Source organism: Sphaerisporangium krabiense (assembly GCF_014200435.1).
Lineage (GTDB): Bacteria > Actinomycetota > Actinomycetes > Streptosporangiales > Streptosporangiaceae > Sphaerisporangium > Sphaerisporangium krabiense.
Genome location: NZ_JACHBR010000001.1, coordinates 4,912,540 through 4,938,954, shown reverse-complemented (window position 1 = coordinate 4,938,954; position 26,415 = coordinate 4,912,540). Strand labels below are relative to the sequence as shown.

General features: G+C 72.9%; 24 protein-coding genes. 8 read left to right on the top strand and 16 right to left on the bottom strand.

Going from position 1 to position 26,415, the window contains the following annotated elements:
* Positions 1–38 precede the first annotated feature (38 nt).
* Positions 39–920, bottom strand: a complete 882-nt coding sequence (locus tag BJ981_RS21800; RefSeq protein ID WP_239139030.1) for a DMT family transporter — start codon at positions 918–920, stop codon at positions 39–41.
* Between the two features lie 67 nt (positions 921–987).
* Between BJ981_RS21800 and BJ981_RS21795 the strand changes: the two genes are divergently transcribed.
* The 4 genes from BJ981_RS21795 (at position 988) to BJ981_RS21780 (ending at position 4,634) form a co-directional block, all read left to right on the top strand.
* Positions 988–2,406: an aminotransferase-like domain-containing protein gene (locus tag BJ981_RS21795; protein ID WP_184613204.1), complete on the top strand. Its 1,419-nt coding sequence runs from the start codon at positions 988–990 to the stop codon at positions 2,404–2,406.
* Between the two features lie 38 nt (positions 2,407–2,444).
* Positions 2,445–2,990, top strand: a complete 546-nt coding sequence (locus BJ981_RS21790; RefSeq protein WP_184613202.1) for a CGNR zinc finger domain-containing protein — start codon at positions 2,445–2,447, stop codon at positions 2,988–2,990.
* A 70-nt stretch (positions 2,991–3,060) separates the two neighbouring features.
* Complete coding sequence (locus BJ981_RS21785; protein ID WP_184613200.1) at positions 3,061–3,636, top strand: GNAT family N-acetyltransferase; 576 nt, start codon at positions 3,061–3,063, stop codon at positions 3,634–3,636.
* Between the two features lie 122 nt (positions 3,637–3,758).
* A complete protein-coding gene (locus BJ981_RS21780) occupies positions 3,759–4,634 on the top strand; it encodes a 1,4-dihydroxy-2-naphthoate polyprenyltransferase (protein WP_184613198.1) in 876 nt (291 codons plus the stop codon).
* A gap of 13 nt (positions 4,635–4,647) precedes the next feature.
* On the opposite strand, the gene dapB is transcribed toward BJ981_RS21780, so the two are convergent.
* From dapB to BJ981_RS21750, 6 genes are all read right to left on the bottom strand, one after another.
* Positions 4,648–5,385 carry a 4-hydroxy-tetrahydrodipicolinate reductase gene (dapB, locus tag BJ981_RS21775; RefSeq protein ID WP_184613196.1) on the bottom strand — a complete coding sequence of 246 codons (738 nt, stop codon included), beginning with the start codon at positions 5,383–5,385 and terminating at the stop codon, positions 4,648–4,650.
* Positions 5,386–5,448: 63 nt separating this feature from the next.
* On the bottom strand, positions 5,449–6,759 hold the full coding sequence (locus BJ981_RS21770; protein ID WP_184613194.1) for a M16 family metallopeptidase: 1,311 nt from the start codon (positions 6,757–6,759) through the stop codon (positions 5,449–5,451).
* Entirely contained in the window at positions 6,756–9,083 is a 2,328-nt protein-coding gene (locus BJ981_RS21765) for a polyribonucleotide nucleotidyltransferase (RefSeq protein ID WP_184613192.1), read from the bottom strand. Before BJ981_RS21765 ends, BJ981_RS21770 begins: the two co-directional genes overlap by 4 nt.
* Before the next feature lie 429 nt (positions 9,084–9,512).
* Positions 9,513–9,782, bottom strand: a complete 270-nt coding sequence (rpsO, locus tag BJ981_RS21760; protein ID WP_184613190.1) for a 30S ribosomal protein S15 — start codon at positions 9,780–9,782, stop codon at positions 9,513–9,515.
* A gap of 172 nt (positions 9,783–9,954) precedes the next feature.
* Complete coding sequence (locus BJ981_RS21755) at positions 9,955–10,905, bottom strand: bifunctional riboflavin kinase/FAD synthetase (RefSeq protein ID WP_184613188.1); 951 nt, start codon at positions 10,903–10,905, stop codon at positions 9,955–9,957.
* A 141-nt stretch (positions 10,906–11,046) separates the two neighbouring features.
* Complete coding sequence (locus BJ981_RS21750; RefSeq protein ID WP_184613186.1) at positions 11,047–12,003, bottom strand: LysR family transcriptional regulator; 957 nt, start codon at positions 12,001–12,003, stop codon at positions 11,047–11,049.
* A gap of 290 nt (positions 12,004–12,293) precedes the next feature.
* Here BJ981_RS21750 and BJ981_RS21745 point away from each other — a divergent pair, with 290 nt between their 5' ends.
* Positions 12,294–14,816 carry a collagenase gene (locus BJ981_RS21745; protein WP_239139031.1) on the top strand — a complete coding sequence of 841 codons (2,523 nt, stop codon included), beginning with the start codon at positions 12,294–12,296 and terminating at the stop codon, positions 14,814–14,816.
* A gap of 98 nt (positions 14,817–14,914) precedes the next feature.
* Here BJ981_RS21745 and truB read toward each other — a convergent pair whose 3' ends face one another.
* The 8 genes from truB to rimP form a co-directional block, all read right to left on the bottom strand.
* Positions 14,915–15,808 (bottom strand): tRNA pseudouridine(55) synthase TruB, encoded by an 894-nt coding sequence (gene truB / locus BJ981_RS21740; protein ID WP_184613184.1) that lies wholly within the window; start codon positions 15,806–15,808, stop codon positions 14,915–14,917.
* Complete coding sequence (locus BJ981_RS21735; RefSeq protein ID WP_184613182.1) at positions 15,805–16,824, bottom strand: DHH family phosphoesterase; 1,020 nt, start codon at positions 16,822–16,824, stop codon at positions 15,805–15,807. Before BJ981_RS21735 ends, truB begins: the two co-directional genes overlap by 4 nt.
* On the bottom strand, positions 16,821–17,312 hold the full coding sequence (gene rbfA, locus BJ981_RS21730; RefSeq protein ID WP_184616302.1) for a 30S ribosome-binding factor RbfA: 492 nt from the start codon (positions 17,310–17,312) through the stop codon (positions 16,821–16,823). The genes BJ981_RS21735 and rbfA overlap by 4 nt, the downstream gene beginning before the upstream one ends.
* Before the next feature lie 66 nt (positions 17,313–17,378).
* Positions 17,379–17,678, bottom strand: coding sequence for a DUF503 domain-containing protein (locus BJ981_RS21725; RefSeq protein ID WP_184613180.1), 300 nt, complete (start codon positions 17,676–17,678; stop codon positions 17,379–17,381).
* A 101-nt stretch (positions 17,679–17,779) separates the two neighbouring features.
* The gene (infB, locus tag BJ981_RS21720) at positions 17,780–20,971 is read right to left on the bottom strand and encodes a translation initiation factor IF-2 (protein WP_184613178.1); all 3,192 of its coding nucleotides are present in this window, start codon (positions 20,969–20,971) and stop codon (positions 17,780–17,782) included.
* A 151-nt stretch (positions 20,972–21,122) separates the two neighbouring features.
* The gene (locus BJ981_RS21715; RefSeq protein WP_184616301.1) at positions 21,123–21,416 is read right to left on the bottom strand and encodes a YlxR family protein; all 294 of its coding nucleotides are present in this window, start codon (positions 21,414–21,416) and stop codon (positions 21,123–21,125) included.
* On the bottom strand, positions 21,400–22,419 hold the full coding sequence (nusA, locus tag BJ981_RS21710; RefSeq protein ID WP_204070034.1) for a transcription termination factor NusA: 1,020 nt from the start codon (positions 22,417–22,419) through the stop codon (positions 21,400–21,402). The genes BJ981_RS21715 and nusA overlap by 17 nt, the downstream gene beginning before the upstream one ends.
* 23 nt (positions 22,420–22,442) lie before the next feature.
* On the bottom strand, positions 22,443–23,009 hold the full coding sequence (rimP, locus tag BJ981_RS21705) for a ribosome maturation factor RimP (protein WP_184613174.1): 567 nt from the start codon (positions 23,007–23,009) through the stop codon (positions 22,443–22,445).
* Positions 23,010–23,190: 181 nt separating this feature from the next.
* Between rimP and BJ981_RS38350 the strand changes: the two genes are divergently transcribed.
* The 3 genes from BJ981_RS38350 (at position 23,191) to BJ981_RS21690 (ending at position 24,497) form a co-directional block, all read left to right on the top strand.
* A complete protein-coding gene (locus tag BJ981_RS38350; RefSeq protein ID WP_184613172.1) occupies positions 23,191–23,730 on the top strand; it encodes a hypothetical protein in 540 nt (179 codons plus the stop codon).
* Positions 23,727–24,227 (top strand): ferritin-like domain-containing protein, encoded by a 501-nt coding sequence (locus tag BJ981_RS38345; protein WP_184613170.1) that lies wholly within the window; start codon positions 23,727–23,729, stop codon positions 24,225–24,227. The genes BJ981_RS38350 and BJ981_RS38345 overlap by 4 nt, the downstream gene beginning before the upstream one ends.
* A gap of 78 nt (positions 24,228–24,305) precedes the next feature.
* Positions 24,306–24,497 carry a DUF4236 domain-containing protein gene (locus tag BJ981_RS21690; protein ID WP_184613168.1) on the top strand — a complete coding sequence of 64 codons (192 nt, stop codon included), beginning with the start codon at positions 24,306–24,308 and terminating at the stop codon, positions 24,495–24,497.
* A 15-nt stretch (positions 24,498–24,512) separates the two neighbouring features.
* On the opposite strand, the gene BJ981_RS21685 is transcribed toward BJ981_RS21690, so the two are convergent.
* On the bottom strand, positions 24,513–26,255 hold the full coding sequence (locus BJ981_RS21685) for a proline--tRNA ligase (protein ID WP_184613166.1): 1,743 nt from the start codon (positions 26,253–26,255) through the stop codon (positions 24,513–24,515).
* Positions 26,256–26,415: the final 160 nt, after the last annotated feature.

The following is a 26,415-nucleotide window of genomic DNA, read 5'->3' as shown; positions in this document are numbered from 1 at the left end:
GGGCATGGCCGGAAACCCTGAGGCGCTCAGCGTGGCGCTCAGGACCGCGCACGCTGTGTCACGGCGACGCACACCAGCACGGCGAGGGCCCCGGCCACCGTGGCGACCTCCAGGGGCTCCCCCAGCAGCAGCCACGCCCACAGCACGGACATCAGCGGCTGCAGCAACTGGGTCTGCCCCGCGCGGGCGATGCCGCCCCTGGCGAGCCCGGCGTACCAGGGGATGAACCCGAGGAACATCGACACCAGCGCCACGTAGGCGAACCCGGCGACCGCCTCGCCCGACGGGTTCACGGGCGTGACCGCCGCGAGCACCGCCGTGACCGGCACCGTGACGGGCGCGGCCAGCACGAGCGCGTGCGAGATCACCTGCCAGCCGGGGGCCTGCCGGGCCAGCCTGCCGCCCTCGGTGTACCCGGCCGCCGCGCACAGCAGGGCCGCCACCATCAGCAGGTCGGCGCCGGCCAGGCGCCCGCCGCCCCGGCTCAGCGTGAAGACCGTCACCGACACCGCGCCGCCCGCGCAGGCCACCCAGAACAGGGCACGCGGCCGCTCCCCCGCCCGCAGCACGGCGAACGCCGCGGTCGCCGCGGGCAGCAGGCCGACCACCACGGCGGCGTGCGACACGCTCGCCCCCGCGTCCAGCGCGAGCCCGCTGAACAGCGGGAACCCGAACACCACCCCGGCGGCGATGACCGCGTGCGACCCGAGCCGCGCCCGGGAAGGCAGCAGCGGCGCTCCGGCCGCCACCAGGCACACGCCCGCGATCAGCGCGGCGACGGCGGCCCTGCCGATCGCGACGAGGTAGGGGTCGAAGCCGCGCATCGCGAACTGGGTGGCCGGCAGGCTGCCGGAGAAGGCGAGCACCCCGAGCCCCGCCAGCACGGTCCCCCGCCAGGCGGCTCCGGCGCGCTCCGGCACGCCGCGCGGCGTCCCGGAGCCGGTGGGCGATACTGCCGACGGAGCGATAGCGCTATCCTTGCTTCTCATGTCAGACGATAGCAGTATCGCCCGACTGGCGGCCGAGCTGCGGCGGGAGGCCGACCATCTCGGGCCCGGCGCGCGGCTGCCCTCCAGCCGGGAGCTGACCCGGCGGCACGGCGTCAGCCCGGTCACCGTCTCGCGGGCGCTGGCCTCGCTCGCCGCCGAGGGACGGGTGGTCACCCGGCCCGGCGTCGGTGCGTTCGTCGCGCCGCGCCCCTCCGTCACGGCCGGCGACGCCGCCGACCTGTCCTGGCAGACCGTGTCCCTGGGCGACAGGTCCGTGGACGACACGGCGGTCAGCGGCCTGCTCACACCGCCGCCCGAGGGGATCATCCCGCTCACCGGCGGCTACCTGCACCCGGGCCTGCGCCCGTCGGCCGCGCTCGCCGCGGCGGCCTCGCGCGCGGTGCGCCGCCCCGACGCCTGGTCGCTCCCGCCGCTGAACGGCGTGGCCGAGCTGCGCCGCTGGTTCGCCACCGAGGTCGGCGGCGGGGTCACCCAGGCGGACGTCCTGATCACCAGCGGCGGCCAGGCCGCGCTGACCCACGCCTTCCGCGCGCTCGCGGCCCCGGGCGGCGCGCTGCTCGTGGAGACGCCGACCTACCCGGGCGCGCTGGCCGCGGCGCGCGCCGCCGGGCTGCGCGCGGTGGCCGTCCCCATGGACCACGAGGGGGTGCGCCCCGAACTGCTGGCCGAGGCGTTCGCCGTCACCGGCGCGCGGGTCTTCTACTGCCAGCCCACCCTGCACAACCCGACCGGCGCCGTGCTGCCGGCGGCGCGCAGGGAGCAGATCCTCGCGGTCGCCCGTGCCGCGGGCGCGTTCGTCGTCGAGGACGACTACGCCCGCTACCTCGCCACCTCGCCCGTCCCGCCCTCGCTGGTGACGCTGGACGCGCACGGCACCGTGGTCCACGTCAACTCGCTCACCAAGGTCACCGCGCCGAGCCTGCGCGTGGCCGCGGTGATCGCCCGGGGCCCGGCGGCGCGGCGGCTGCGGGCCTCCCAGCTCGTCGAGTCGTTCTTCGTGGCCCGCCCCTTGCAGGAGACCGCGCTGGAGTTCCTGGGCTCGCCCGGCTGGCGCCGTCACCTGGCGAACGTGTCGGCGCAGATCGAGGCGCGCGGCGCGGCGCTGTCGGCGGCCCTGGCCCGCCACCTGCCCGCGGCCGGCGTCCGCCCCGCGCCGCAGGGCGGCCTGCACCTGTGGGTGCGGCTCCCGGACGAGACCGACGAGACCGCGCTGGTCGAGAGCGCGCAGCGCGCCGGGGTGCTGGTGAGCCCGGGCGCGATCTACCACCCCGCCGACCCCCCGGGCCCCTTCGTCCGGGTCACGCACATCGCGGCGGCGCACGTCGCCGAGCTGACCGAAGGGGTGCGCCGTCTCGGCGCCGCCCTGGACTCCCTGACGGGCGGGGGGCGCGGATGACCACCGAGCGAAACCCTCTACTGCCGTACAGTGGTGTCATGGACGCGCCGGCGGAACTGCTCCGCGACTTCGTCAACACCTACGACGTCGAGAGCGACACCGACGAGCTGGCCTCCCCGGCCGAGCTCGCCCTCTGGCTGCGCGAACGCGCGCTGATCACCGAGGCCGACCGCGCCGTGGACGACGACCTCGCCGTGGCCGTCGGCCTGCGCGAGGGCCTGCGCGCCGCGCTGCGCCCCGGCGCGGAGGCCGCGCCCGCCCTCGCGCGGCTGGAGTCCGCGCTCGCCGCCTTCCCCCTGCGGGTCGCCCTGCCCGGCGGCGTCCCCACGCCCGAACCGGTCGGCGAGGGCGCCGCGCGAGGGCTCGGGCTCGTCGCGGCGGCCGTCCTGCGCGCGCACGCCGACGGCTCCTGGCCCCGCCTGAAGGTGTGCGCCGACGCCACCTGCCAGTGGGCGTTCCTCGACTCCTCCAAGAACCGCTCCCGCTCGTGGTGCTCGATGCGCGTGTGCGGCAACCGCACCAAGACCCGCGCCTACCGCGCCCGCCGCCGCCAGGACTCCCCGTCCCCGGCGGGCTCCCGGTAGATCGAGGCGGTTCCCCGCCGCGGCCCCGCCCCGGATACGGTGTGGGGCAGAGCGAAAGGGGGCTGCCGGTATGGCGGACGTGGGGGTGCGGGCCGCGCGGCGTGAGGACGTCCCGGCGGTGACGGCCACCCAGATCAGGGCGTGGAGGTCGGGGTACCGCGGGGTCCTGCCCGACGAGCCCTTGGAGCAGATGACCGGGCCCGCGGCCGAGGAGCTGTGGAGCCGCCAGTGGGAGGAGGCCGTCGTGGCGCCGCCCACGCCGCGCCACCGCGTCCTGGTCGCCGTCGAGGCCGACGATCCTCTCACCGCCCTGGCCGAGGGCGGCGGAGCCCCGCGCGTGGTCGGGCTGGCCTCGCACGCCCCGGCCGAGGACCCCGACCTCGACCCGGCCGTCACGGCCGAGCTGCTCACCCTGCTCGTCGACCCCGACCACACCCGCCTCGGACACGGCAGCCGCCTGCTGAACGCCACCGTCGACCACCTGCGCGAGGACGGCTTCGCCTCCGTCGTCACCTGGGTGTTCGCCGACGACCAGGCCCGGCTCGGCTTCCTGTCCTCGGCGGGGTGGGCGCCGGACGAGGCCGAGCGCGTGCTCGACATGGGCCGCCCGGTGCGCATGCTCCGCCTGGCCACCGACATCAGCTGACCCCGGCGGGGCGGCCCCCGGCGGCGGGTCACGGGACGGCCATGAAATACCCTGCACAGGCGAATTCCCGCCGCGCGCCGGGCGTCCCGTGCCCGGACACGGATCCGATCGGAGGGACGACGGTGGCGACACCCGCACAGTGGCTCGCCGGGGCACGGCCCCGCACCCTTCCCGCGGCGGTGGTCCCCGTCGTCGTGGGTACGGGCGTGGCGGCGTCGTACGGCGCGGCGGTCTGGTGGCGCGCCCTGCTGGCCCTGCTGGTCTCGCTGATCCTCCAGATCGGCGTGAACTACGCCAACGACTACAGCGACGGCGTGCGCGGCACCGACGAGGCGCGCGTGGGCCCGCTCAGGCTCGTCGGGTCACGGGTCGCCTCGCCGCGGTCGGTGCTGCTGGCCGCGCTCGGCTGCTTCCTGGCGGCGGCCGTCGCGGGCCTGGTCCTGGTGGTGGCCACCCGGGCCTGGTGGCTGCTGGCCGTCGGCGCGCTGGCGATCGCCGCCGCCTGGTTCTACACCGGGGGCTCGCGCCCCTACGGCTACCGGGCGCTCGGCGAGATCTCGGTGTTCGTGTTCTTCGGCCTGGTGGCCGTGGCCGGCACGACCTACGTGCAGATGGAGCGGCTTCCGTGGCTCGCGGTGGCGGCGGCCGTGCCGGTCGGGCTGCTGGCCTGCGCGCTGCTGGTGGTGAACAACCTGCGCGACATCGTCACCGACACGCCCGCGGGCAAGCGCACGCTGGCGGTCGTGCTCGGCGACGCCCGCACCCGCGTGCTCTACGTCGTCTGCGTGCTGGCGCCGTTCCTGGTCGCGCTGGCCCTGGCGTGGGCGCGGCCGTTCGCGGCGCTCACCGTCCTCGCGCTGCCGCTGGCGCTGGTGCCCGCGAGGACGGTCAAGGACGGCGGCCAGGGCCGCGCGCTGATCGACACGTTGCAGCGGACCGGCCGCCTTCAGCTGGCCTTCGGCGCGCTGTTCACGCTCGGCCTGGCCCTCACCCTCTGACGGCCGGGGCCGGTCACAGGTCCAGCAGGTGCTCCAGGCCGACGGTGAGGCCGGGCAGCTCGCGCACGCGGCGCACGCCGAGCAGCACACCGGGCGTGAACGACGAGCGGTTCATCGTGTCGTGGCGGATCGTGAGGATCTCGCCGTCGCCGCCGAGCAGGACCTCCTGGTGGGCGATCAGGCCCGCCAGGCGCACCCCGTGCACGTGGACCCCCTCGACGTCGGCGCCGCGCGCGCCGGGCAGCTCGGAGCTGGTGGCGTCCGGCATCGCGCCGAGGCCCGCCTTGCGCCGCGCCTCGGCGACCAGCTCGGCGGTGCGGCGCGCCGTGCCCGAGGGGGCGTCCGCCTTGCCGGGGTGGTGCAGCTCGACGATCTCGACCGATTCGAAGTAGCGCGCCGCCTGCTGAGCGAAGTGCATCATCAGCACGGCGGCGATGCCGAAGTTGGGGGCGATGAGGGCGTTGACGCCGGGGTTGGCGGCCAGCCAGCCGCGCACGGTCTGCAGGCGGCCCGCGTCGAAGCCGGTCGTGCCCACCACGGGGTGCACGCCGTGCTCGATGCACCACTTCAGGTTGTCCATGACCACGTCGGGGTGGGTGAAGTCGACCACCACCTCGGCCGCGGCCAGCGACTCGACGGGGTCGCCGGCGTCCACCGCCGCGACGAGCTCCATGTCCTCGGCCGCGTGGACGGCCTTGCAGACTTCGACACCGACGCGCCCGCGGGCGCCGAGAACTCCAACCCTGATCACGACGCCCAAGCGTAGCGGCAAGCCCGGGCTCTCCGGAGAGCGCCCGGGCCGCCGCACGAGGTGTCAGGCGATGAAGGCGCCGAAGTCCTTGTCGCCGTAGGGGCCGATCACGGCGAGTGTGAGCGGCTGGGAGAGGATCTCGCGCCCGACGGCCGCGATCTCCTCGGGGGTGACGGCCTCGATGCGGGCCAGCACCTCGTCCACCGACATGAGGGTGTCGTAGACGAGCTCGCTCTTGCCGATGCGCGACATGCGCGAGCCGGTGTCCTCCAGGCCGAGGACGAGCCCGCCGCGCATCTGGCCCTTGCCGCGGGCGATCTCCTCCTCGGTGATGCTGTCGGCGACCACCCGGGAGATCTCCTCACGGCAGATCTTCAGCACGTCGTCGATCTTGCCGGGCAGGCAGCCCACGTACACGCCGAACTGGCCGGTGTCGGAGTACTGGGTGGTGTAGCTGTACGCCGAGTAGGCCAGGCCGCGCTTCTCGCGGATCTCCTGGAACAGGCGCGAGGACATGCCGCCGCCGAGGGCGGCGTTGAGCACGCCGAGCGCGAAGCGCCGGTCGTCGGTGCGCGAGAGCGCGGTGGTGCCGAGGACCAGGTTGGCCTGCTCGGTGGACCGGTCGACCAGCCGCACCCCCGCGCGCGGCGCGGCCCCCGGGCCCGCCAGGCGCGGCAGGACCGGCTCGGCCGCGCCGCCGAGCGCGCCCGCGCGCTCGTAGGCCGCGGCCACCAGCTCCACCACCCGCTCGTGGGAGACGTTCCCGCACACCGACACCACGGTGTGCGGGGGCAGGTAGTAGCGCCGGTAGTACTCGGCGATGCGCTCGCGCGAGAGCGCGTTGATCGAGTCGACCGAGCCGAGGATCGGCCGTCCGAGCGGGACGTCGCCGTACAGCTCGGCGGAGAACGCCTCGTGCACGGCGTCCGACGGGTCGTCGTCGTGCATGGCGATCTCTTCCAGGATCACCCCGCGCTCGGACTCGACGTCGTCCTCGGTGATCAGGGAGGAGGTCACGACGTCGGCGAGGACGTCGATGGCCAGGGGGAGGTCCTCGTCGAGCACCCGCGCGTAGTAGCAGGTGTACTCCTTGGCGGTGAAGGCGTTGATCTCGCCGCCGATGCCCTCGATCGCCGCGGAGATCTCCAGGGCGTCACGGGCCGGAGTGCCCTTGAACAGCAGGTGTTCGAGGAAGTGGGTGGCCCCCGTGTGCTCGGGGGCCTCGTCGCGGGATCCGATGCCGACCCACATGCCGACCGCCACGGAGCGGACGGTCGGCATGGTCTCGGTCACCACCCGGAGACCGCCGGGGAGTACGGTGCGCCGTACCACCCCGGCGCCGTCCCTGCCGGGGTGCAGAGTCGTGGTCGTCACGAGTTGCGGTCGTCCCGTCCGCCCCGGGTGCGGGTGCGCCGCGGCCGCTCGGCCCGCTCCTCGCGGGGCGCGGACGGCTCACGGAACTCGGGCTCGGAGCGGCCCGCGCCGTCACCGTCACCGGAGGCGCCGCCCTCGGCCTTGGCCGCGGCCTCCTTCTCGATGACCTCGACGGGCACCAGGGACAGCTTGCCGCGCGAGTCGATCTCGGCGATCTCCACCTGGATCTTGTCGCCGACGTTCATGACGTCCTCGACGTTCTCGATGCGCTTGCCGCCGTGCAGCTTGCGGATCTGCGAGACGTGCAGCAGGCCGTCCTTGCCGGGCAGCAGGCTGACGAACGCGCCGAACGCGGCGATCTTGACGACCGTGCCCAGGTAGCGCTCGCCGACCTCCGGCATGTGCGGGTTGGCGATCGAGTTGATCGTGCTGCGCGCGGCCTCCGCCGACGGGCCGTCGGTGGCGCCGATGTAGATCGTGCCGTCGTCCTCGATCGTGATCTCGGCGCCGGTGTCGTCCTGGATCTGGTTGATCATCTTGCCCTTGGGGCCGATGACCTCGCCGATCTTGTCGACCGGGACCTTGATCGTGATGATGCGCGGCGCGGTCGGGTTCATCTCGGCCGGGGAGTCGATGGCCTCCTGCATGACCGAGAGGATCGCCAGGCGCGCGGCCCTGGCCTGCTTGAGCGCCCCGGCCAGCACCTCCGCCGGGATGCCGTCCAGCTTGGTGTCGAGCTGGAGCGCGGTGATCAGGTCACGGGTGCCGGCGACCTTGAAGTCCATGTCGCCCATGGCGTCCTCGGCGCCGAGGATGTCGGTGAGCGTCACGTAGGCGCCGTTCTCGCCGATGAGGCCCATCGCGATGCCCGCCACCATGTCCTTGAGCGGGACGCCCGCGTCCAGCAGCGCCATCGTGGAGGCGCAGACCGAACCCATGCTGGTCGAGCCGTTGGAGCCGAGGGCCTCCGACACCTGGCGGATGGCGTAGGGGAACTCCTCGCGGCTCGGCAGCACCGGCAGCAGCGCCCGCTCGGCGAGCGCGCCGTGGCCGATCTCGCGGCGCTTGGGCGAGCCCACCCGGCCGGTCTCACCGGTGGAGTAGGGCGGGAAGTTGTAGTTGTGCATGTACCGCTTGGTGCGCTCGGGGTTGAGCGTGTCGATCATCTGCTCCATGCGCAGCATGTTCAGCGTGGTGATGCCCAGGATCTGGGTCTCGCCGCGCTCGAACAGGGCCGAGCCGTGGACCCTCGGGACCACGTGGACCTCGGCGCTGAGCTGGCGGATGTCCTTGGTGCCGCGGCCGTCGATGCGCACGCCCTCGTTGATCACGCGCTCGCGCATGAGCTTCTTGGTCAGCGTGCGGAACGCGGCGGAGATCTCCTTCTCGCGGCCCTCGAAGTCCGCGCCGAGCTTCTCCAGCGCCAGGGCCTTGACGCGGTCGAGCTCGGTCTCGCGCTCCTTCTTGCCGGCGATGGTCAGCGCCGAGGCGAGCTCGCTCTTCACCGCGCCGGAGACGGCCTCGTAGGCGTCCTCCTGGTAGTCCAGGAAGATCGGGTACTGGGCGGTCTCCTTGGCGGCGACCTCGGCGACGCGGGACTGCGCCTCGACCAGCACCTTGATGAACGGCTTGGCCGCCTCGAGGCCCTCGGCGACGGTCTCCTCGGTCGGCGCGACCGAGCCCTCGGCGACGAGCCGCAGCGTGTCACGGGTGGACTCCGCCTCGACCATCATGATCGCGACGTCGCCGTCCTCCAGCACACGGCCGGCGACGACCATGTCGAAGGTGGCGCCCTCCAGCTCGGCGTGCGTCGGGAACCCCACCCACTGGCCGTTGATCAGCGCGACGCGGACGCCGCCGATCGGGCCGGAGAAGGGCAGGCCCGCGAGCTGCGTGGACAGGCTGGCCGCGTTGATCGCGACCACGTCGTACAGGTGCTCGGGGTTGAGCGCCATCACCGTGGCCACGACCTGGACCTCGTTGCGCAGGCCCTTGACGAAGGACGGGCGCAGCGGACGGTCGATCAGGCGGCAGGTGAGGATGGCGTCCTCGGAGGGACGGCCCTCGCGCCGGAAGAACGAGCCGGGGATGCGGCCCGCGGCGTACATCCGCTCCTCGACGTCGACGGTGAGCGGGAAGAAGTCCAAGCCTTCCTTGGGATTCTTGGACGCGGTGGTGGCGGACAGGACCATCGTGTCGTCATCGAGGTACACGACGGCGCTTCCCGCCGCCTGGCGCGCGAGACGCCCGGTCTCGAACCGGACGGTACGCGTGCCGAACGAGCCGTTGTCGATCACGGCTTCCGTGCTGTGGACACCCTCCACGGGGGACCTCCTCTTGGTCGGCCGCCCGCGTCCGTGCTGTGTCGCGCGCTCAAGGGCATTCGCCGGCCGACCGGGCGTCTTCGCGGTCGGCTCGCTCCTGCCCGGGTCTCTCCGTGATTTCGGTACTGCCCGCTCCCCGTCATGTGCAGCGCCGGTCTTCGATCGAAGCACCCGGGTCGCGCGGCGTCACGCCGCGTGGCATCCGGAAGCCACTACCGAGGACCGGCCCGCAGGCGTCACGGGGACGCGCGTGTGCAGTGCTGTGCGGACGCGGGGCACTTTGTCGGCTGTTCAGTTGTCTATCACATCAGGCCAGTGTGCGGAGTCAGGCGCGGTCGCGCTACGACCGCGCCCCCCGCGTTCCCTCTATCAGGGTGGCCTTTGCCCTGGTATGAGAGAGGGAGCGGCGCGGAGCCGCTCCCTACCACACTATCGGCGCAGGCCGAGCCGCTCGATCAGGGTGCGGTACCGCGTGATGTCCTTGCTCGCGAGGTACTTCAGCAGACGGCGGCGGCGGCCGACGAGCAGCAGCAGCCCGCGGCGGCTGTGGTGGTCGTGCTTGTGGGTCTTGAGGTGCTCGGTGAGCTCGCTGATGCGCTTGCTCAGCAGCGCGATCTGGACCTCGGGCGACCCGGTGTCACCATCGCCGGTACCGTACTCGGCGATGATCGTCTTCTTGGCGGCGGTGTCGAGCGACAAAGCTCTCCTTAGATCTTCTACGGGCGCACGCGACAATCGGAATGCGAACGAACGACCGTGTGCGCCTACAGTCGCCGTGAGCGGCCGGCGGGCAGCGCGCATCGCGCCGAAACCGAGCCGACACGTCAGGCTACCACCGCCACGGCACCGCCGCGCTCGGCGCGCGCCGGGATCATTCCGAGAGCAGGCGGCGCGCCTCGTCCACGTCCCGGCGCATCTGTTCGATCAGCGCCTCGATGGAGTCGAACTTCACGGTGTCGCGCAGCCGCACGGCGAAGTCGACCACGACGTGGACCCCGTACAGGTCGAGGTCGTCGCGGTCGAGGGCGTAGGCCTCGACGGTGCGCTCGACGCCCTCGAAGGTCGGGTTGGTGCCGATGGAGATCGCCGCCGGCCAGCGCTGCCCCTCGTACGGCGACGGCGACTGGGTGCACTCCAGCCAGCCCGCGTAGACGCCGTCGGCCGGGATCGCGGTGAACGAGGGCGACTCGACGTTGGCGGTCGGGAACCCGAGCAGGGCCCTGCCCCGCTGGTGCCCGCGCACGACCACGCCCTCCACGCGGTGCGGACGGCCGAGGGCCTCGGCGGCGGCGCCGACCTCGCCGTCGGCGAGCCACCGCCGGATCAGGCTGGAGGAGATCGCCTCGCCGTTGCTCACCAGGGGGACGCCCTCGGCGACGAAGTCGTACTTCTCGCCGAGCTGGCGCAGCGTCTCGACGTCGCCGACGGCCTTGTGGCCGAACCGGAAGTTCTCCCCCACGACCACGCCCGCGGCGTGCAGCCGGTCCACCAGGACCGCCTGGACGAACTCGTCGGGGGTCATGTGCGAGAACTCCAGCGTGAACGGCAAGACGCACACGGCGTCCACGCCGAGATCGCCGAGCAGTTCCGTGCGGTGACGCGCCGTCGTGAGCCGGGGCGGATGGCTGCCCGGTCTCACCACCTCGTCCGGATGGGGGTCGAACGTGATGACCACGGAGGGGAGCCCCAGGTGCTCCGCGAGGGCCACGGCGCGCCGGACCATGCGCTGATGCCCCCGATGCACACCGTCGAACACCCCGATCGTGACGACAGACCTGCCCCAGTCTCCGGGCACGTCTTGGAGTCCGTGCCAGCCCTGCACCTCAGACCTCGTTCCTGTGCCGATGATCGTGCCCGTTCACCACGCCTGCCGTGCGGGGTGGTTTTCTCCACGGGGTCGAGAGTAGCCCAGCGGGGCGCCCTGGCGAGCACGACCCCGCTCCGACCGAGGGTTCTGCGCGCGTCAGGTGAGCGGGTGCACCTCCGGGTGGGTGCGCCACCATCGGCTGAAGGCGGGGTTGCCGTCCACGTGGTCGCCGTAGGCGTCGGACAGGCCGCGGTAGAGGGCGCTCGCGCACGCGGCGCTCAGGCGGTCGCGCCGCCAGGCCACCACGAGCCGGGCGACCTGTGGCTCCCCGGCCAGGGGGCGCACCGAAACGCCGGGCGGGACCGGCCAGGAGGGGTCGACCAGCCGGACGCCGTGCCCCTCGGCGACCAGCGGGCGCGCCGCGCCGCTCGGGGCGTCGTAGAGCACGCGGGGCTCGTACCCGGCGGCCCGGCAGGAGGCCCGCAGCGCGGCGAGCGACCCGTCGTCGGCGCCGGGCGGGCTGATCCACGCCTCTTCCTTGAGGTCGGCGAGGCTGATCTCCTCCTGGGCGGCCAGCGGGTGCGCGGCCGACAGCGCGACGAAGATGGGATACCGGGGCACCAGCGTGCGGCTCACCACCGGCGCCACCAGCGTGACGTCGAACCCTTCGATGACGCCGATCAGCGCCGCGTCCAGGTGACCGCGCGACAGCGCCTCGGCCAGCATCGCGGCCGACGGCTCGATGCGCAGGGACACCTCGCGCCCGGGCAGCGCCTCCGACACCCGCCCGACGATGCTCGCCACGCACGCCACGTGCACCGAGCCGAGGCGCAGCACGCCGTCGGGGCCGCGGGGCACGCGCAGGTCGCCGAGCAGCGCGTCCACCTCGGCCAGGACGATCCTGGCGCGGGCCACCACCTGGCTGCCGAGGGCCGTCGGCTCGACGCCGGAGCGGCTGCGCACGAACAGCGTGGCGCCGACGAGTGTTTCCAGGTGGTGCAGACGGCTGGTGATGGCCGGCTGGGACAGCCCGAGCCGGGCGGCGGCCCGGGTCACGCTGCCCGTCTCCGCGAGGGCGCAGATCATGCGGAGGTGCCGGATCTCAAGGTCCACAAATCCTGATTATGGGCGAATTATTTGGGTTTTTGGGGACCTTTGTTGGACACGGACCGGCAACGCCTTCGCCTCGGACCGGACGCGGCCATAGCCGGAATCTATGAGCCCTTCTATGACGCCTCGCCCGGTTTTGCGGCCAGACTCCGGGCACTGCACGACATCCGGTCTCCGGGCCTGAGCCCCCGGGACCGCCCGGTTCCCCCGCCCGTCGCACGGGCGGCACGAGCCCACCCCCGTTTTCTGCGCAACCTCGCGCCTGATCGCCGAACACCCCCCGGAGGTTGTACGTGACGCTCACCCATGCCTGGCGCCTGCCCAGGCTGCTGACCGTCCCCCTCGTCCTGGCCCTTGGCCTCGCCGTCCAGCCCGCCACCCCGGCGTCCGCGGCGGCCAGGCCGTCGCCCGCCGCCGTGGCGGGCAAGGACGCCGGCCACGTCAGGAAGGCCCCCCTCGCGGTCAAGGACCGGCCGCCGGTCGGCGCCGCCAAGGACGCCCTGCGCCGCGACCCCGACGAGCCCGCCACCGCGCCCGAGCACCCCCGGCCGTCCTCGGCCCGCAAGAGCGCCGCCGCGGCCGCCGCGGCGTGCTCGGCGAGCGACTTCACCAGCCGCTCCGGCAGCGCGCTGGTCCAGCAGATCAAGTCCTCGACGACCGACTGCGTCAACACCCTGTTCTCCCTCAGCGGCACCGACGCCTACTACGCGTTCCGCGAGACGCAGATGACCACGGTCGCCTACGCGCTGCGCGACGGCGCGGTCAACCACCCCGGCGACAACAGCACCGGCCTGGCGCAGCTCGTGCTGTACCTGCGGGCCGGGTACTACGTCCAGTGGTACGACCCCGCCACGGTCGGCACCTACGGGCAGGGGCTGAAGACCGCGATCCAGTCCGGCCTGGACACCTTCTTCGCCGCCTCCCGGGCCTTCACGGTCAGCGACGCCAACGGCGAGGTGCTCGCCGAGGCGATCACGCTCATCGACAGCGCCCAGGAGAACGACCGCTACCTGAACGTCGTCATCCGCATGCTGAACGGCTACAACAGCTCCTACAACGCGTACTGGTGGATGCTCAACGCGGTCAACAACGTCTACACGGTGCTGTTCCGCGGCCACTACGTGCCCGCGTTCGTGACCAAGGTGCAGTCCGACCCGACGGTGCTGAACACGCTGCGCTCCTTCGCAGTCAACCACCTGGACCTGCTCGGCACCGACAACGCCTACCTCACCTCCAACGCCGGGCGCGAGCTCGGCCGGTTCCTCCAGCACACCGCGATGCAGGCCACCGTGCGCCCGATGGCCAAGGACCTGCTCGGCCGCAGCGCCATCACCGGGCCCTACGCCGCGCTGTGGGTGGGCGTGGCCGAGATGGCCGACGCCTTCGACAAGGCCAACTGCGCCTACTACGACGTCTGCGACCTGCAGAACAGGCTCGCGGCGGCCGTGCTGAAGACCACCTACACCTGCAGCTCCAGCATCAAGTTCCGCGCCCAGGACATGACCGCCACGCAGCTCGCCGACAGTTGCAAGAGCCTGACCAGCCAGGACGCCTACTTCCACGGCCTGGTCAACGACGGCGGACGCGCGGTCGCGGGTGACGGCAACACCACGATCGAGGTCTGCATCTTCGACTCCAGCACCGACTACCAGACCTACGCCGGGGCGATGTTCGGCATCGACACCAACAACGGCGGCATGTACCTGGAAGGCGACCCCGCGGCCACGGGCAACCAGCCGCGCTTCATCGCCTACGAGGCCGAATGGGTGCGCCCCACCTTCGAGATCTGGAACCTCAACCACGAGTACACCCACTACCTCGACGGCCGGTTCGACATGTACGGCGACTTCAACGCCGGCATCACCACCCCGACCATCTGGTGGATCGAGGGCTTCGCCGAGTACGTGTCGTACTCCTACCGCAAGGTGACCTACGACGCGGCCATCACCGAGGCCGCGAAGCGCACGTACGCGCTCAGCGCGCTGTGGGACACCACCTACTCGCACGACACCACGCGCATCTACCGCTGGGGCTACCTGGCCGTCCGCTACATGTTCGAACGGCACCCCTCCGAGCTGTCCACCGTCCTCGGCTACTACCGGACGGGCAACTGGAGCGCCGCGCGGTCCTACCTGACCTCCACCATCGGCAGCCGCTACGACAGCGACTGGTGGACCTGGCTCGCGGCCTGCGCGGCCGGCGCCTGCGCGGGCGGCGGCACCGGAAACCAGGCCCCGGTCGCCCGGTTCACCTACACCACCAACGGGCTGGCGGCCGCCTTCACCGACGCCTCCACCGACTCCGACGGCACCATCGCCGCGCGCCGGTGGAACTTCGGGGACGGCGGCACCTCCACCGCGGCCAACCCCACACGGACCTACGCCGCGGCCGGCACCTACACCGTCCAGCTCACCGTCACCGACAACGGCGGGGCCTCCGCCACCACCAGCCAGCAGGTCACCGTGACCTCCGGGGGCTCCCAGTTCCCCGAGTGCACGGCCGCGCGGACCGACGAGCTCGGCCGTAACTGCCAGCGGAGCGGCCTGTCGGCCACGACCGGGAACTACAAGTACTTCTACCTGAACGTCCCGGCGGGCACGCAGAGGCTGGTCATCACCTCCTCGGGCGGCACCGGCAACGCCGACCTGTACTACAGCCGCTCGTCCTGGGCCACCACCACGGCCTACAGCCAGCGCTCCGCGGGCACGGGCAACGCCGAGACGCTGACCATCGCCAACCCGCCCGCCGGATACAACTACATCAGCCTGTACGCGACCCAGGGCTTCTCCGGGGCCACGATCCGCGTCGAGTACTGATCCGCTCCTCCCCCGCGTCGTTCCGCGCCGCCCGAGGCGGGGGATCGCCGGGCCGGACCTTCATGGTCCGGCCCGGCTCCATGCGCAGGGGGATCAGGTCACGCGACGAAGACGGCCAGCGGCTTGACCGTCCTGCCGTGCTCCTCCACCAGGGCCAGCAGGTCGCCGTCCGGGCCGAACACGCCGATCGGGCCGCCGCCGAGACCCGCCGCGGGCAGGCGCCCGCCGTGGCCGATCAGCCGGGCCTGGTCCGCCGAGACGTCCATCCGCGGGAAGGCCGCCGCCACCGCCTCGGCCATGGGCAGGATCGCGCAGTCCCGCGCGAGCTCCTCGATGGTGCGGGCCATCGACAGGTCGTAGGGGCCGACGCGGGTGCGGCGCAGCCGGGTCAGGTGACCGCCGACGCCGAGCGCGCGCCCGAGGTCGCGGGCCAGCGAACGGATGTAGGTGCCGCTGGAGCAGCGCACCGAGGCGTCCACCTCGACGGCCGTCCCTTCGCGGCGCACGGCGGTGACCTCGAAGGCGTGGACGGTCACCGGGCGGGCGGCCAGCTCGACCTCCTCGCCGTCCCTGACGCGCTTGTAGGCCCGCTCACCGTTCACCTTGATGGCGCTGACCTGCGGCGGAACCTGCATGATGGGGCCGGTGAGCGCGGCCACCCCCGCGTGCAGCGCCTCGTCGGGCACCTGCGCCGCCGAGGTCTCGGACAGGACCTCGCCCTCGGCGTCGTCGGTGTTCGTGGTGACCCCGAGGCGGATCGTCGCGTCGTACCCCTTCTCGGTGAGCGCGAGGTGGCCGAGCAGGCGGGTCGCCTTCTCGACGCCGACGACCAGCACGCCGGTGGCCATCGGGTCCAGCGTGCCCGCGTGGCCGACCCGGCGCGTGCCCGCCAGACGGCGCAGCTTGCCCACGACGTCGTGCGACGTCCACCCGGCCGGCTTGTCCACGATGATCAGCCCGCTCGGCGGCGCGGGGGGCCTCGGCCGGCTCACGTCGTGGGCCCGAGCACGGCGCGCAGCCGCGCGATGGTCCGCTCCGGGGAGTCGTGCGAGGTGAACCCGGCCGCCCGGACGTGGCCGCCACCGCCGAGCAACGTGCAGGCGCGGCCGACGTCCACCATGCCCTTGGAGCGGGTGGAGACCTGCCAGGCCCCCTCGTCGTCCTCCTTGAGCACGACCGCGACGTCCGGCTCGTCGGTGCGGCGGATCACGTCGATGATCCCCTCGCACTCGGCGTACGGCAGGCAGTGCGCGGCCCGGTCGTCGCGGCGCACGTACGTCCACACCATGCCGTGCCCGCCCGCGGCCTCCCGGTCCAGCGTGGCCCGCTCCAGGGCGGCGGCGAGCACCTTGAGGTAGGAGAACGGGGAACGGTCCCACAGCTCGCGGGCGATCTCGTCGGTGCGCAGGCCCGCCTCCACGAGCCTGGCCGCCATGCGGTGCGCGGCCGGGGTGGTGGAGGAGTGCCGGAAGGAGCCGGTGTCGGTGACCAGGCCGGTGTAGAGGCAGGTGGCGATGTCGCGGTCGAGCGCGCAGCCGAGCCTGCCGAGCAGCTCCTCCACCAGCATGGAGGTGGACGCCGCCGCGGGGTCGACCAGCGGGACGGTGCCGAAGCCGGTGTTGGAGGGATGGTGGTCGATCACGATCAGCTCCTGGGCCTTGCCGGCGTTCGGCGCGAGCAGGCCCAGGCGGTCCACGGAGGGGGTGTCGAAGGTGATCATGAGGTCGGGTTCGGCGGGACAGTCCCCCGGCTCGGTCAGGAGCTCCTGGCCGGGCAGGTAGCGCAGCAGGCGCGGGACCTCGAAGCGGCGGTCGCCGAACGAGGCCGACACCCGCGTGCCCGCGCCCCGCAGGGCGAGGCCGAGGCCGAGCATCGAGCCGAGCGCGTCGCCGTCCGGGCAGACGTGGCAGGCCAGCGCGACCTCCTCGGCCCCCCGGATCAGCTCGCAGGCCCGCCGCCAGTCCGCCTCCCGCACGGCGGGCGTCCCAGGTGCAGTGCCGGTGGTCACAGCGCGGAACGCCTCGCCCTCTCGGACGACTCCTCCGCGCCGCCGAGGTCGTCGCCGTCCTCCAGGTCCTCGTCGGGCCTGCGGTACGGATCGGCCTCGCCGGCGTGCACCGCGCCCTCGGCCTTCTTGGCGATCTCCTCGTCGCGGGCCCGTGCCTCGGCGAGCAGCTCGTCGAGGTGGCGGGCGCTGTCGGGCAGGGGGTCGTGGCTGAAGGTCAGCGTCGGAGTGTGCCGCACGCCGGTCTGGCGGCCGACCTCCGAGCGGATGATGCCCTTGGCGCTCTCGAGGGCGGCGGCGGTGTCGGCCCGCTCGGCCTCCGAGCCGAAGACGGTGTAGTAGACCGTCGCGTCGCGGAGGTCGGGGGTGATGCGGGTGTCGGTGACCGTCACGAAGCCCAGGCGGGGATCCTTGATCCGCCGCTCCAGCATCTCGGCGACGACCTGCTGAATGCGGTCCGCAACTTTGCGGGCGCGTGCTGCGTCCACGATCGCGCTCCCCCTCTTTGCTCGCTTACTCGCTTAACGGCCCGCGGGAACAGGGACTTCCCGCGGGCCCTAATCTTCGTCCTCGTTGAAGAGCCGATGTCTGGCGGACAGCAACTCGATCTCCGGGTGGAAGGCCACCAGCCGCTCGCACGCCTGCAGCACCTCATCGCAGTTTCCCGCGGTGGCCGAGACCACGGCCACGCCGATCTCACTGCGGCGGTGCAGGTCGAGATGACCGGTCTCGGCCACCGCGACCGCGGGGAACCTGCGGCGCACCTCGGCGATGAGCGGACGCACCACGGAGCGCTTCTGCTTCAGCGAATGAACGTCGCCGAGCAGGATGTCCAATGTCAGAGCACCTATGTACATGGCCGGCGCCGCGTGTCCCGGGGTGGGGGCACGGCGCGGGCGTTCGCGGAGGCCCCGTAGGGACCCCGCGCGGACGCCCGCCGCCGTGCCGTCGCACACCGTCAGACGCGCGGCTTCTCCCGCATCTCAAACGTCTCGATGACGTCGTCGATCTTGATGTCGTTGTATCCGACGCCGATACCGCACTCGAAGCCCTCGCGGACCTCGGTCGCGTCGTCCTTGAACCTGCGCAGGGACGACACCGTGAGGTTGTCGGCCACGACGACACCGTCGCGGATGATCCGGGCCTTGCTGTTGCGGGTGATCGTGCCCGAGCGGACGAGACAGCCCGCCACGTTGCCGATCCGCGGGACCTTGAAGACCTCGCGAACCTCGGCCGTGCCGGTCTGGACCTCCTCGAACTCCGGCTTCAGCATGCCCTTCAGGGCCGCCTCGATCTCCTCGATCGCCTGGTAGATGACCGAGTAGTACCGGATGTCCACGCCCTCGCGCTCGGCCAGATCGCGCGCCCGGACCTCCGGGCGAACGTTGAAGCCGATGATGACGGCGTTGTCGTCGGCGATCGCCAGGTTGACGTCGTACTCGGTGATGGCGCCGACCGCGCGGTGGAGCACCCGCAGGCGGACCTCCTCGCCGACGTCGATCTTGAGCAGTGCGTCCTCGAGGGCCTCCACGGAACCGGAGACGTCACCCTTGATGATGAGCTTGAGCTCATCGGCGGTGCCCTTCTCCATGTCCTTGAAGAGCTCTTCGAGGGTGCGGCGGCGGCTGGACTTCGCCATGTCGGCGATGCGCTGCCGCGCCACGCGCTGCTGGGCGATCTGACGCGCCATCCGGTCGTCGCTGACGACGATGAAGTTGTCGCCCGCGCTCGGGACGGCCGTCAGGCCCAGCACCAGGACCGGGCGCGACGGGTCGGCCTCGGTGACCGGCTGCATGTTGTCGTCGAGCAGGGCGCGGACGCGGCCGAACGCCTCGCCACAGACGATCGAGTCGCCGACCCGCAGCGTGCCGCGCTGGACGAGCACCGTGGCCACGGGGCCGCGGCCCTTGTCCAGGTGCGCCTCGATGGCGAGGCCCTGGGCGTCCATCGTCGGGTTGGCGCGCAGGTCGAGCTCGGCGTCCGCCGTGAGCAGGATCGCCTCCAGCAGGTCGTCGATGCCGAGGCCCTGCTTGGCGGAGATGTCCACGAACAACGTGGAGCCGCCGTACTCCTCGGCCACCAGACCGTACTCGGTGAGCTGGGCCCGCACCTTGTTCGGGTCCGCGCCCTCCTTGTCGATCTTGTTGACCGCGACCACGACCGGCACGTCGGCCGCCTGGGCGTGGTTCAGCGCCTCGATGGTCTGCGGCTTCACACCGTCGTCCGCGGCGACCACCAGCACGGCGATGTCGGTCGCCTGGGCACCGCGGGCACGCATGGCGGTGAACGCCTCGTGACCCGGGGTGTCGATGAAGGTGATCTTCCGGTCGGCGCCCTCGTGCGTGGTACCGACCTGGTAGGCGCCGATGTGCTGGGTGATGCCACCGGCCTCGCGGGCCACCACGTTGGTGTTGCGGATGGCGTCGAGCAGCTTGGTCTTACCGTGGTCGACGTGACCCATGACGGTCACGACCGGCGGGCGCGCCTCCAGGTCGGACTCGTCGCCCTCGTCCTCGCCGAACTCGATGTCGAAGGACTCGAGAAGCTCGCGGTCCTCCTCCTCCGGGCTGACGACCTGGATGTTGTAGTTGAGCTCGGCACCCAGGAGCTGCAGGGTCTCCTCGTTCACCGACTGGGTGGCGGTCACCATCTCGCCGAGGTGCAGCATGATCTGCACCAGCGACGCCGGGTTCGCGCCGATCTTGTCGGCGAAGTCGGACAGCGAGGCGCCACGCGGAAGACGCAGGGTCTGGCCGGTGCCACGCGGGACCTGCACGCCGCCGATCGACGGCGCCTGCATGTTGTCGAACTCTTGACGCCTCTGGCGCTTGGACTTGCGGCCACGGGTCGGACGGCCGCCGGGACGCCCGAAGGCTCCCGCCGTGCCACCGCGGCCACGGCCGCCGCCACCGCCGGGACGGCCGGCGAAACCACCGCCGCCGCCACCGCCACCGGTGCCGGCGCCACCCGGGCGGCCACCGGCGCCCGTGCGCGGACCGGCGAAGCCGCCGCCGCCACCGGGACGGCCCGCGCCGCCACCGCCGCCACCGGGACGTCCGCCGCCGGGACGGCCACCGCCGCCACCGCCGGGACGGCCCGCGCCACCGCCGCCGCCACCAGGGCCGAGCGGACGGGAGGGCATCATCATCGGGTTGGGCCGGGGACCGCCGGGACGGGGACCGCCCGCGCCGGGCGCGCCGGGACGCGGCCCGGCCGCCGGGCCCGGACGCGGACCTGCCGCGCCGGGAGCGCCGGAACGCGCGCCGGGCGGACGCGGCATCGCGCCGTCGCGAGGAGCGCCGTCGCGGCGCGGCTCGCGCGGCGGGCCGTCACGGCGCTCGCGGGGACCGCCCTCACGGGGACCGCCGTCACGGCCGGGACCGCCCTCGCGGCCCGGACGCGGCGGACGCTGGCCCATGCCGCTCGCGTTCGAGGAGAAGGGGTTGTTGCCCGGGCGCGGGCCGCGCGGGCCCGGCTTGGGAGCCGACGGGCGCGGGGCGCCGGGCGCGGGCGCGCCGGAGCGGGGACCGCCGGGACCGCCACCGGGGCCGGCGGCGGGACGCTGCTGGCCGGGGCCGGGCCGAGGGCCGGGCTTCGGGCCGGGACGCGCGCCCGGGACCGCCGGGCGGGGCGCCTCGGACCGAGGCGCGTCGGAACGGGGCGCCTCGGAACGGGCGGCCTCGGGACGCGGCGCGTCGGTGCGCGGCGCCTCGAACCGAGGGCTCTCGGTGCGCGGGGCGTCCTGACGCGGGCGCGGAGCCTCGGGGCGCGGCCCGGGACCGGGACGCGGAGCCTCCTGCGGAGGCTGCTGGTTGACATGGGGCATGGGGACGGGCGGACGCGGCGCGACGTTGCCGGGCCCGGGACGCGGCCCCGGACCGGGACGCGGGCCGGGACGCGGAACCGCCTGGCCGGACCCCGCGCCGTTGCCGGCCTGCGCCGGACCGGGACGGGGGGACGGCTTCTGCGAACCCCTGGACGACCTGTCGCCGCCTCGGGAAAACGCCTCCGTAAGCTTGCGGACCACCGGCGCCTCGATAGTCGAAGACGCCGATCGCACGAACTCGCCCATTTCTTGGAGCTTGGCCATCACGACCTTGCTCTCGACTCCGAACTCCTTGGCGAGCTCGTAGACTCGGACCTTCGCCACTGCACTCCCTAACTCGGCCCGGGAGGCTGTGCCGCCGGACCGTCGCTACTTGTACGTACTCATCGCCGCATGCTCATCAGGCGCTCATCGCTATCTGACCCGCCTATCGACTCGGCGTCCTACATGACAGTTGGTAACCATTCACCCGGTCCTACTCGGCGTCAAGCCCCGCAATACAAGCCCGCACGCACGACGCGTCGAGCGGCCCCGTCGTGCGGAAAGCACGCGGGAGCGCCCGGCGTCGTTCGGCGAGCTCCAGGCAGCGCGGAGCCGGATGCACGTAGGCACCCCGGCCGCGCGACCGCCCTCGCTGGTCGGGAACGATCACGTTCTCGACCACCACCAGGCGGAGCAGCTCGGACTTTACCGTGCGAACCCGGCAACCCACACATGTTCTGAGAGGGGCCGCCCGGCCACCGTATTCAAGCTTACCTTGTGGAGGCATCGGCGGGACCGACGGCATTGCCCGTATCCCTCGCATCCCCCGGCGGTGCCGCCTGAGTGTCGGGCCGGATGTCGATCCGCCAGCCCGTGAGGCGGGCGGCCAGACGGGCGTTCTGCCCCTCCTTGCCGATCGCGAGGGAGAGCTGGTAGTCGGGCACCGTCACCCGGGCGACGCGACCATCGAGGTCGACCACTTCCACATGTGAAACCCGGGCCGGTGACAGGGCATTCCCCACGAAATCCGCGGGATCCTCCGACCAGTCGATGATGTCGATCTTCTCGCCGTGCAGTTCGGTCATCACGTTGCGGACCCGGGAGCCCATGGGGCCGATGCAGGCGCCCTTGGCGTTGACCCCGCCCCGGCGCGAACGGACCGCGATCTTGGTGCGGTGGCCGGCCTCGCGGGCGATCGCCGCGATCTCGACGGTGCCGTCGGCGATCTCGGGGACCTCCAGGGCGAACAGCTTCTTCACCAGGTTCGGGTGCGTGCGCGACAGCGTGACCGAGGGGCCCTTGTGCCCCTTCTTCACCTGCACGACGTAGCAGCGCAGCCGCTCGCCGTGGACGTACTCCTCGCCGGGGACCTGCTCGGCGTGCGGCAGGATCGCCTCGATCTTGCCCAGGTCGACCAGGACCACCCGCGGGTCCTTGCCCTGCTGGATCACGCCCGCGACCAGCTCGCCCTCGCGGCTCGCGAACTCACCGAAGTTGATCTCGTCCTCGGCGTTCCGCAGCTGCTGCAGGATGACCTGCTTGGCCGTGGTCGCGGCGATACGGCTGAAGTTGCCGGGAGTGTCGTCGTACTCCCGGATGACCTGGCCGTCCTCGTCCAGCTCGGCCGCCCAGATGCTGACGTGCCCGGACTGGCGGTCCAGCTCGGCACGCGCCTTGCCCGCCGCCCCCTCGGTCCGGTGGTACGCGATGAGCAGGGCGTCCTCGATCGCCTTCACGACCAGGTCGAAGGAGATGTCCTTCTCGCGCTCCAGGCTGCGCAGGACGCTCATGTCAATGTCCACAAGGCTCCCCCCTAGCCCCTGCCGCCGTCGCCGCCGGCGTCGTGTTCGTCGTCTTCCAGGCCCGGCCCGCCATCCGGGTCCTCCGGGTCGTCGTCCAGCAGTTCCAGCTCGGCCTCGTCGATCCGGCGGAACTCGACCTGGACCCGCCCCTTGGCGAGCTCGTCCCAGGCGAGCAGGCGCGTCGCGCCGTCCACGGACAGCTTCACCCCCGCGTCGAGGGCCGACAGCACGCGGCCCTCGACCGTGGTGCCGTCGCGCAGGTCGGCCTTCACGAGCCGCCCCCGCGCGCGGCGCCAGTGGCGCGGCTCGGTGAGCGGGCGGTCCACCCCTGGCGAGGTGACCTCCAGGACGTACGGGCCGCCACCCATGACGTCGCTCTCGTCGAGCGCCTTGGACGCCAGCTTGCTGACGTCGGCGAGCTGGTCGAGGCTCACGCCGCCGTCACCGTCCACGATGACGCGCAGCACCCGCCGCTTGCCCGCGGGCGTGATCGTCACGCCCTCCAGGTCGAGACCCTCCATGGCGGCGACGGGTTCGAGAAGCTTGATCAGGCGGTCACGTCGAGCGTCGGCGCCCATGCTGACCTCCCATTGAATATCGGCCGCCCGAAGCGGCGGCCGAAGATGTACCTCGCCCCAACGGTTCACCAGCCTATCGACACCGGGACGCGGAAAGAGCGCCACTCGGACACCCACCCGGTGACGCGCCGTACGATGCTATGTGCCGATCCAGCGAAAGCCGTCATCCACGGGAGGCTCCGTGCGCCAGCGTGCCGTAGCCGTGTCCCGGCGAGCGGTGCTGCGCGGCACCGCCGCGGGCGCGGCCGCCGCCGCCGTCGCGGGCTGCTCCACGGGGCAGCGGGCCGCGACGCCTCCCCGTCCCCTCCCGCCCGACCCCGAGACCGTCCTGCTGACCGAGGTCATCGCCGACAAGGAGCGCATCGTCGCCCTGTACCGCCGGGCCGCGGAGCCGGGGTCGCGGAACGCGGCCGTGCTGCTCGGCTTCCAGCGGCGCCACGAGGCGCATCTGGCCGAGCTGCGCCGCCGCCTGCCGCGGCCGGCCGCGCCTTCCACTCCGGCCCCGTCGCCGTCCGGCTCGCCGCCGGTCCCCTCGCCCTCGTCCTCCTCCTCGGAGCCGGGCGAGAAGGTCTCGATCGGCAGGCTGCGCGAGGCCGAGCGCAGGTCGGCCGCCGCGCGCCCGCGCCAGATCGGCGGCGTATCCCCGGCCCTGGCGCAGTTGCTGGCCTGCATCGGCGCCTGCGAGGCCGCGCACGTGGTGGCGCTGGCGAGGGTGCCGTGATCGCGCCACAGGGGCCCGCGGCCCTGCACGCCCTGAACAAGGCGCTCGACGCCGAGCACGCGGCGGTGTACGCCTACGGGGTCGCCGGCGCGCGCCTGTCCGGCGGGCAGCGCTCCTCGGCCAGGGACGGCTTCAACGCCCATCGCGCGCGGCGCGACCAGCTCCGCGGGCTGATCACGGCACGGGGCGGCACGCCGTCGGAGTCGGGCGCGGCCTACGCGCTGCCGTTCCCGGTGAACGCCGCCGCCGACGCCGTGCGCCTGGCCGCGTTCGTCGAGGAGCGCGTGACCGCGGCCTACCTCGAACTGGCCGCCGTCGAGGACACCGCGCTGCGCAAGCTGGCGGCCCTGGCGATGCAGGAGTGCGCCGTACGCGGGTACGGCTGGAGCCCGCTGATCGCCGACCTGCCCGGCTGGCCCGCGCCCGCGGCGGCCACCCCTGTGCCCACCCCCGCGCCCACGCAGCCGCTGATGCCTCCGCCGGTATCCCTGGGCTGACGTGCCGCGGGAATAGCTCCACGTTTGCAGCTCACGTCCCGGGTAGATGCGGATCTATCGGACAGCACGGAGGGACACATGGGCTGGAGTTACCGTAAATCCATAAAGATGGGACCGTTCAGGCTCAACCTCTCGCGCAGCGGCGTCGGGCACAGCTATGGCGGGCGCGGCTTCCGCGTCACCAAGAGCGCCGACGGCCGCCGCACCATCACCGTGAACCTGCCCGGCGGCTTCCACTGGCGCAAGACGCTGGGCGGAAGCCGCGGCTGACCCTACGACCGCCGATCAGCCGCCGGCGGCGGCCAGCACGCGGCCGGCGGCCTCGGACAGCGGGATCTCCTCCTTGACGCCGGTCGCGCGGTCGCGCAGCTCGGCGACCCCCTGGGAGAGGCCCCTGCCGATGATCAGGATGGTGGGGACGCCCAGCAGCTCGGCGTCCTTGAACTTCACGCCGGGCGAGACGCCCGGGCGGTCGTCGACGAGCACGCGCAGGCCCTTGGCCTCCAGCTCCTCGGCCAGCCGCAGCGCGACCTCGACCTGGTTCTCCTTGCCGGTGCCGACGATGTGGACGTCGGCGGGCGCGACCTCGCGCGGCCAGACCAGGCCGAGCTCGTCGTGCAGCTGCTCGGCGAGGACGGCCACGGCGCGCGAGACGCCCACGCCGTAGGAGCCCATGGTGACGCGGATGGGCTTGCCGTCGGGACCGAGCGCGTCCAGGCCGGCGGCGTCGGCGTACTTGCGGCCGAGCTGGAAGATGTGGCCGATCTCGATGCCGCGGTCGATGGACAGCGGCTCGCCGCACCGGGGGCAGGCGTCGCCGGCGCGGACCTCGGCGGCCTCGATGGTGCCGTCGGGCTCGAAGTCGCGCCCGGCCACCACGTTGGCCGCGTGCCTGCCCGGCTCGTTGGCGCCGGTGACCCAGGAGGACCCGGCCACGACACGGGGATCCACCAGGTAGCGGATGCCCAGGTCCTTGAGGACCTGCGGGCCGATGTAACCGCGCACGAGCCCGGGGTTGGCGGCGAAGTCGGCGGCATCGAAGATCTCGGGGACGCCCGGGGAGAGCGCCGCCTCCAGGCGCTTGAAGTCGACCTCGCGGTCGCCGGGCACGCCGACGATCAGGGTCTCGACCTCGCCGGAGCCCGGCGTGCGCACCTTGACCACGACGTTCTTGAGCGTGTCCGCGGCGGTGACGCCGAGGCCGTACCGCTCGTTGACCAGGGCGACCAGCGAGTCGATGGTCGGGGTGTCGGGGGTGTCGAGCACGTCGAGCGGCGGGTGCTCGGTGGTGACGGCGCCGGGGGCCCGCGTGACGACGGCCTCGGCGTTGGCGGCGTACCCGCAGGCGTGGCAGGCCACGAAGGTGTCCTCGCCGGTGGCGCAGGGGGCGAGGAACTCCTCCGACGCCGAGCCGCCCATGGCGCCGGACATCGCGAAGACGATCTTGTAGGACATGCCGAGGCGGTCGAACAGCTTGATGTACGCCTCGCGGTGCTGCTCGTAGGACCGCTTGAGGCCGTCGTCGTCGAGGTCGAAGGAGTAGCTGTCCTTCATGACGAACTCGCGCCCGCGCAGGATGCCGGCCCGGGGCCGGGCCTCGTCGCGGTACTTCGTCTGAATTTGATAAAGGATGACCGGATAGTCCTTATAGGAGGAGTACTCCCCCTTGACCATGTCGGTGAACAGCTCCTCGTGGGTGGGCCCCAGGAGGTAGTCGGCGCCCTTGCGGTCCTTCAGGCGGAACAACGTGTCGCCGTACTCGGTCCAGCGGCCGGTGGCCTCGTAGTACTCGCGGGGCAGCAGCGCGGGGAACAGGACCTCCTGCCCGCCCATGGCGTTCATCTCTTCGCGCACGACGCGGGTGACGTTCTCAAGGACGATCTTGCCGAGGGGCAGCCAGGAGTAGACGCCCGGCGCGACGCGGCGGACGTAGCCGGCGCGGACGAGCAGCTTGTGGCTCGGCACCTCCGCGTCCGCCGGATCCTCACGCAGGGTGCGCAGGAACAGGGTGGACATACGCAGCAGCACGGCTACTCCTCGGTCACGGGGGTCGGCAGGTATACAGGTTATCGAGTCCGGGCGTGCGCCATCGCCTCCGGCGGCCGCCCCCTCCCGGCGCGCCGCCGCCACCGCCGCCGCGTTACGTCCCTAGGCTGGGCACGGAGAGCAGGCGGGCGCCCTCCCCGCC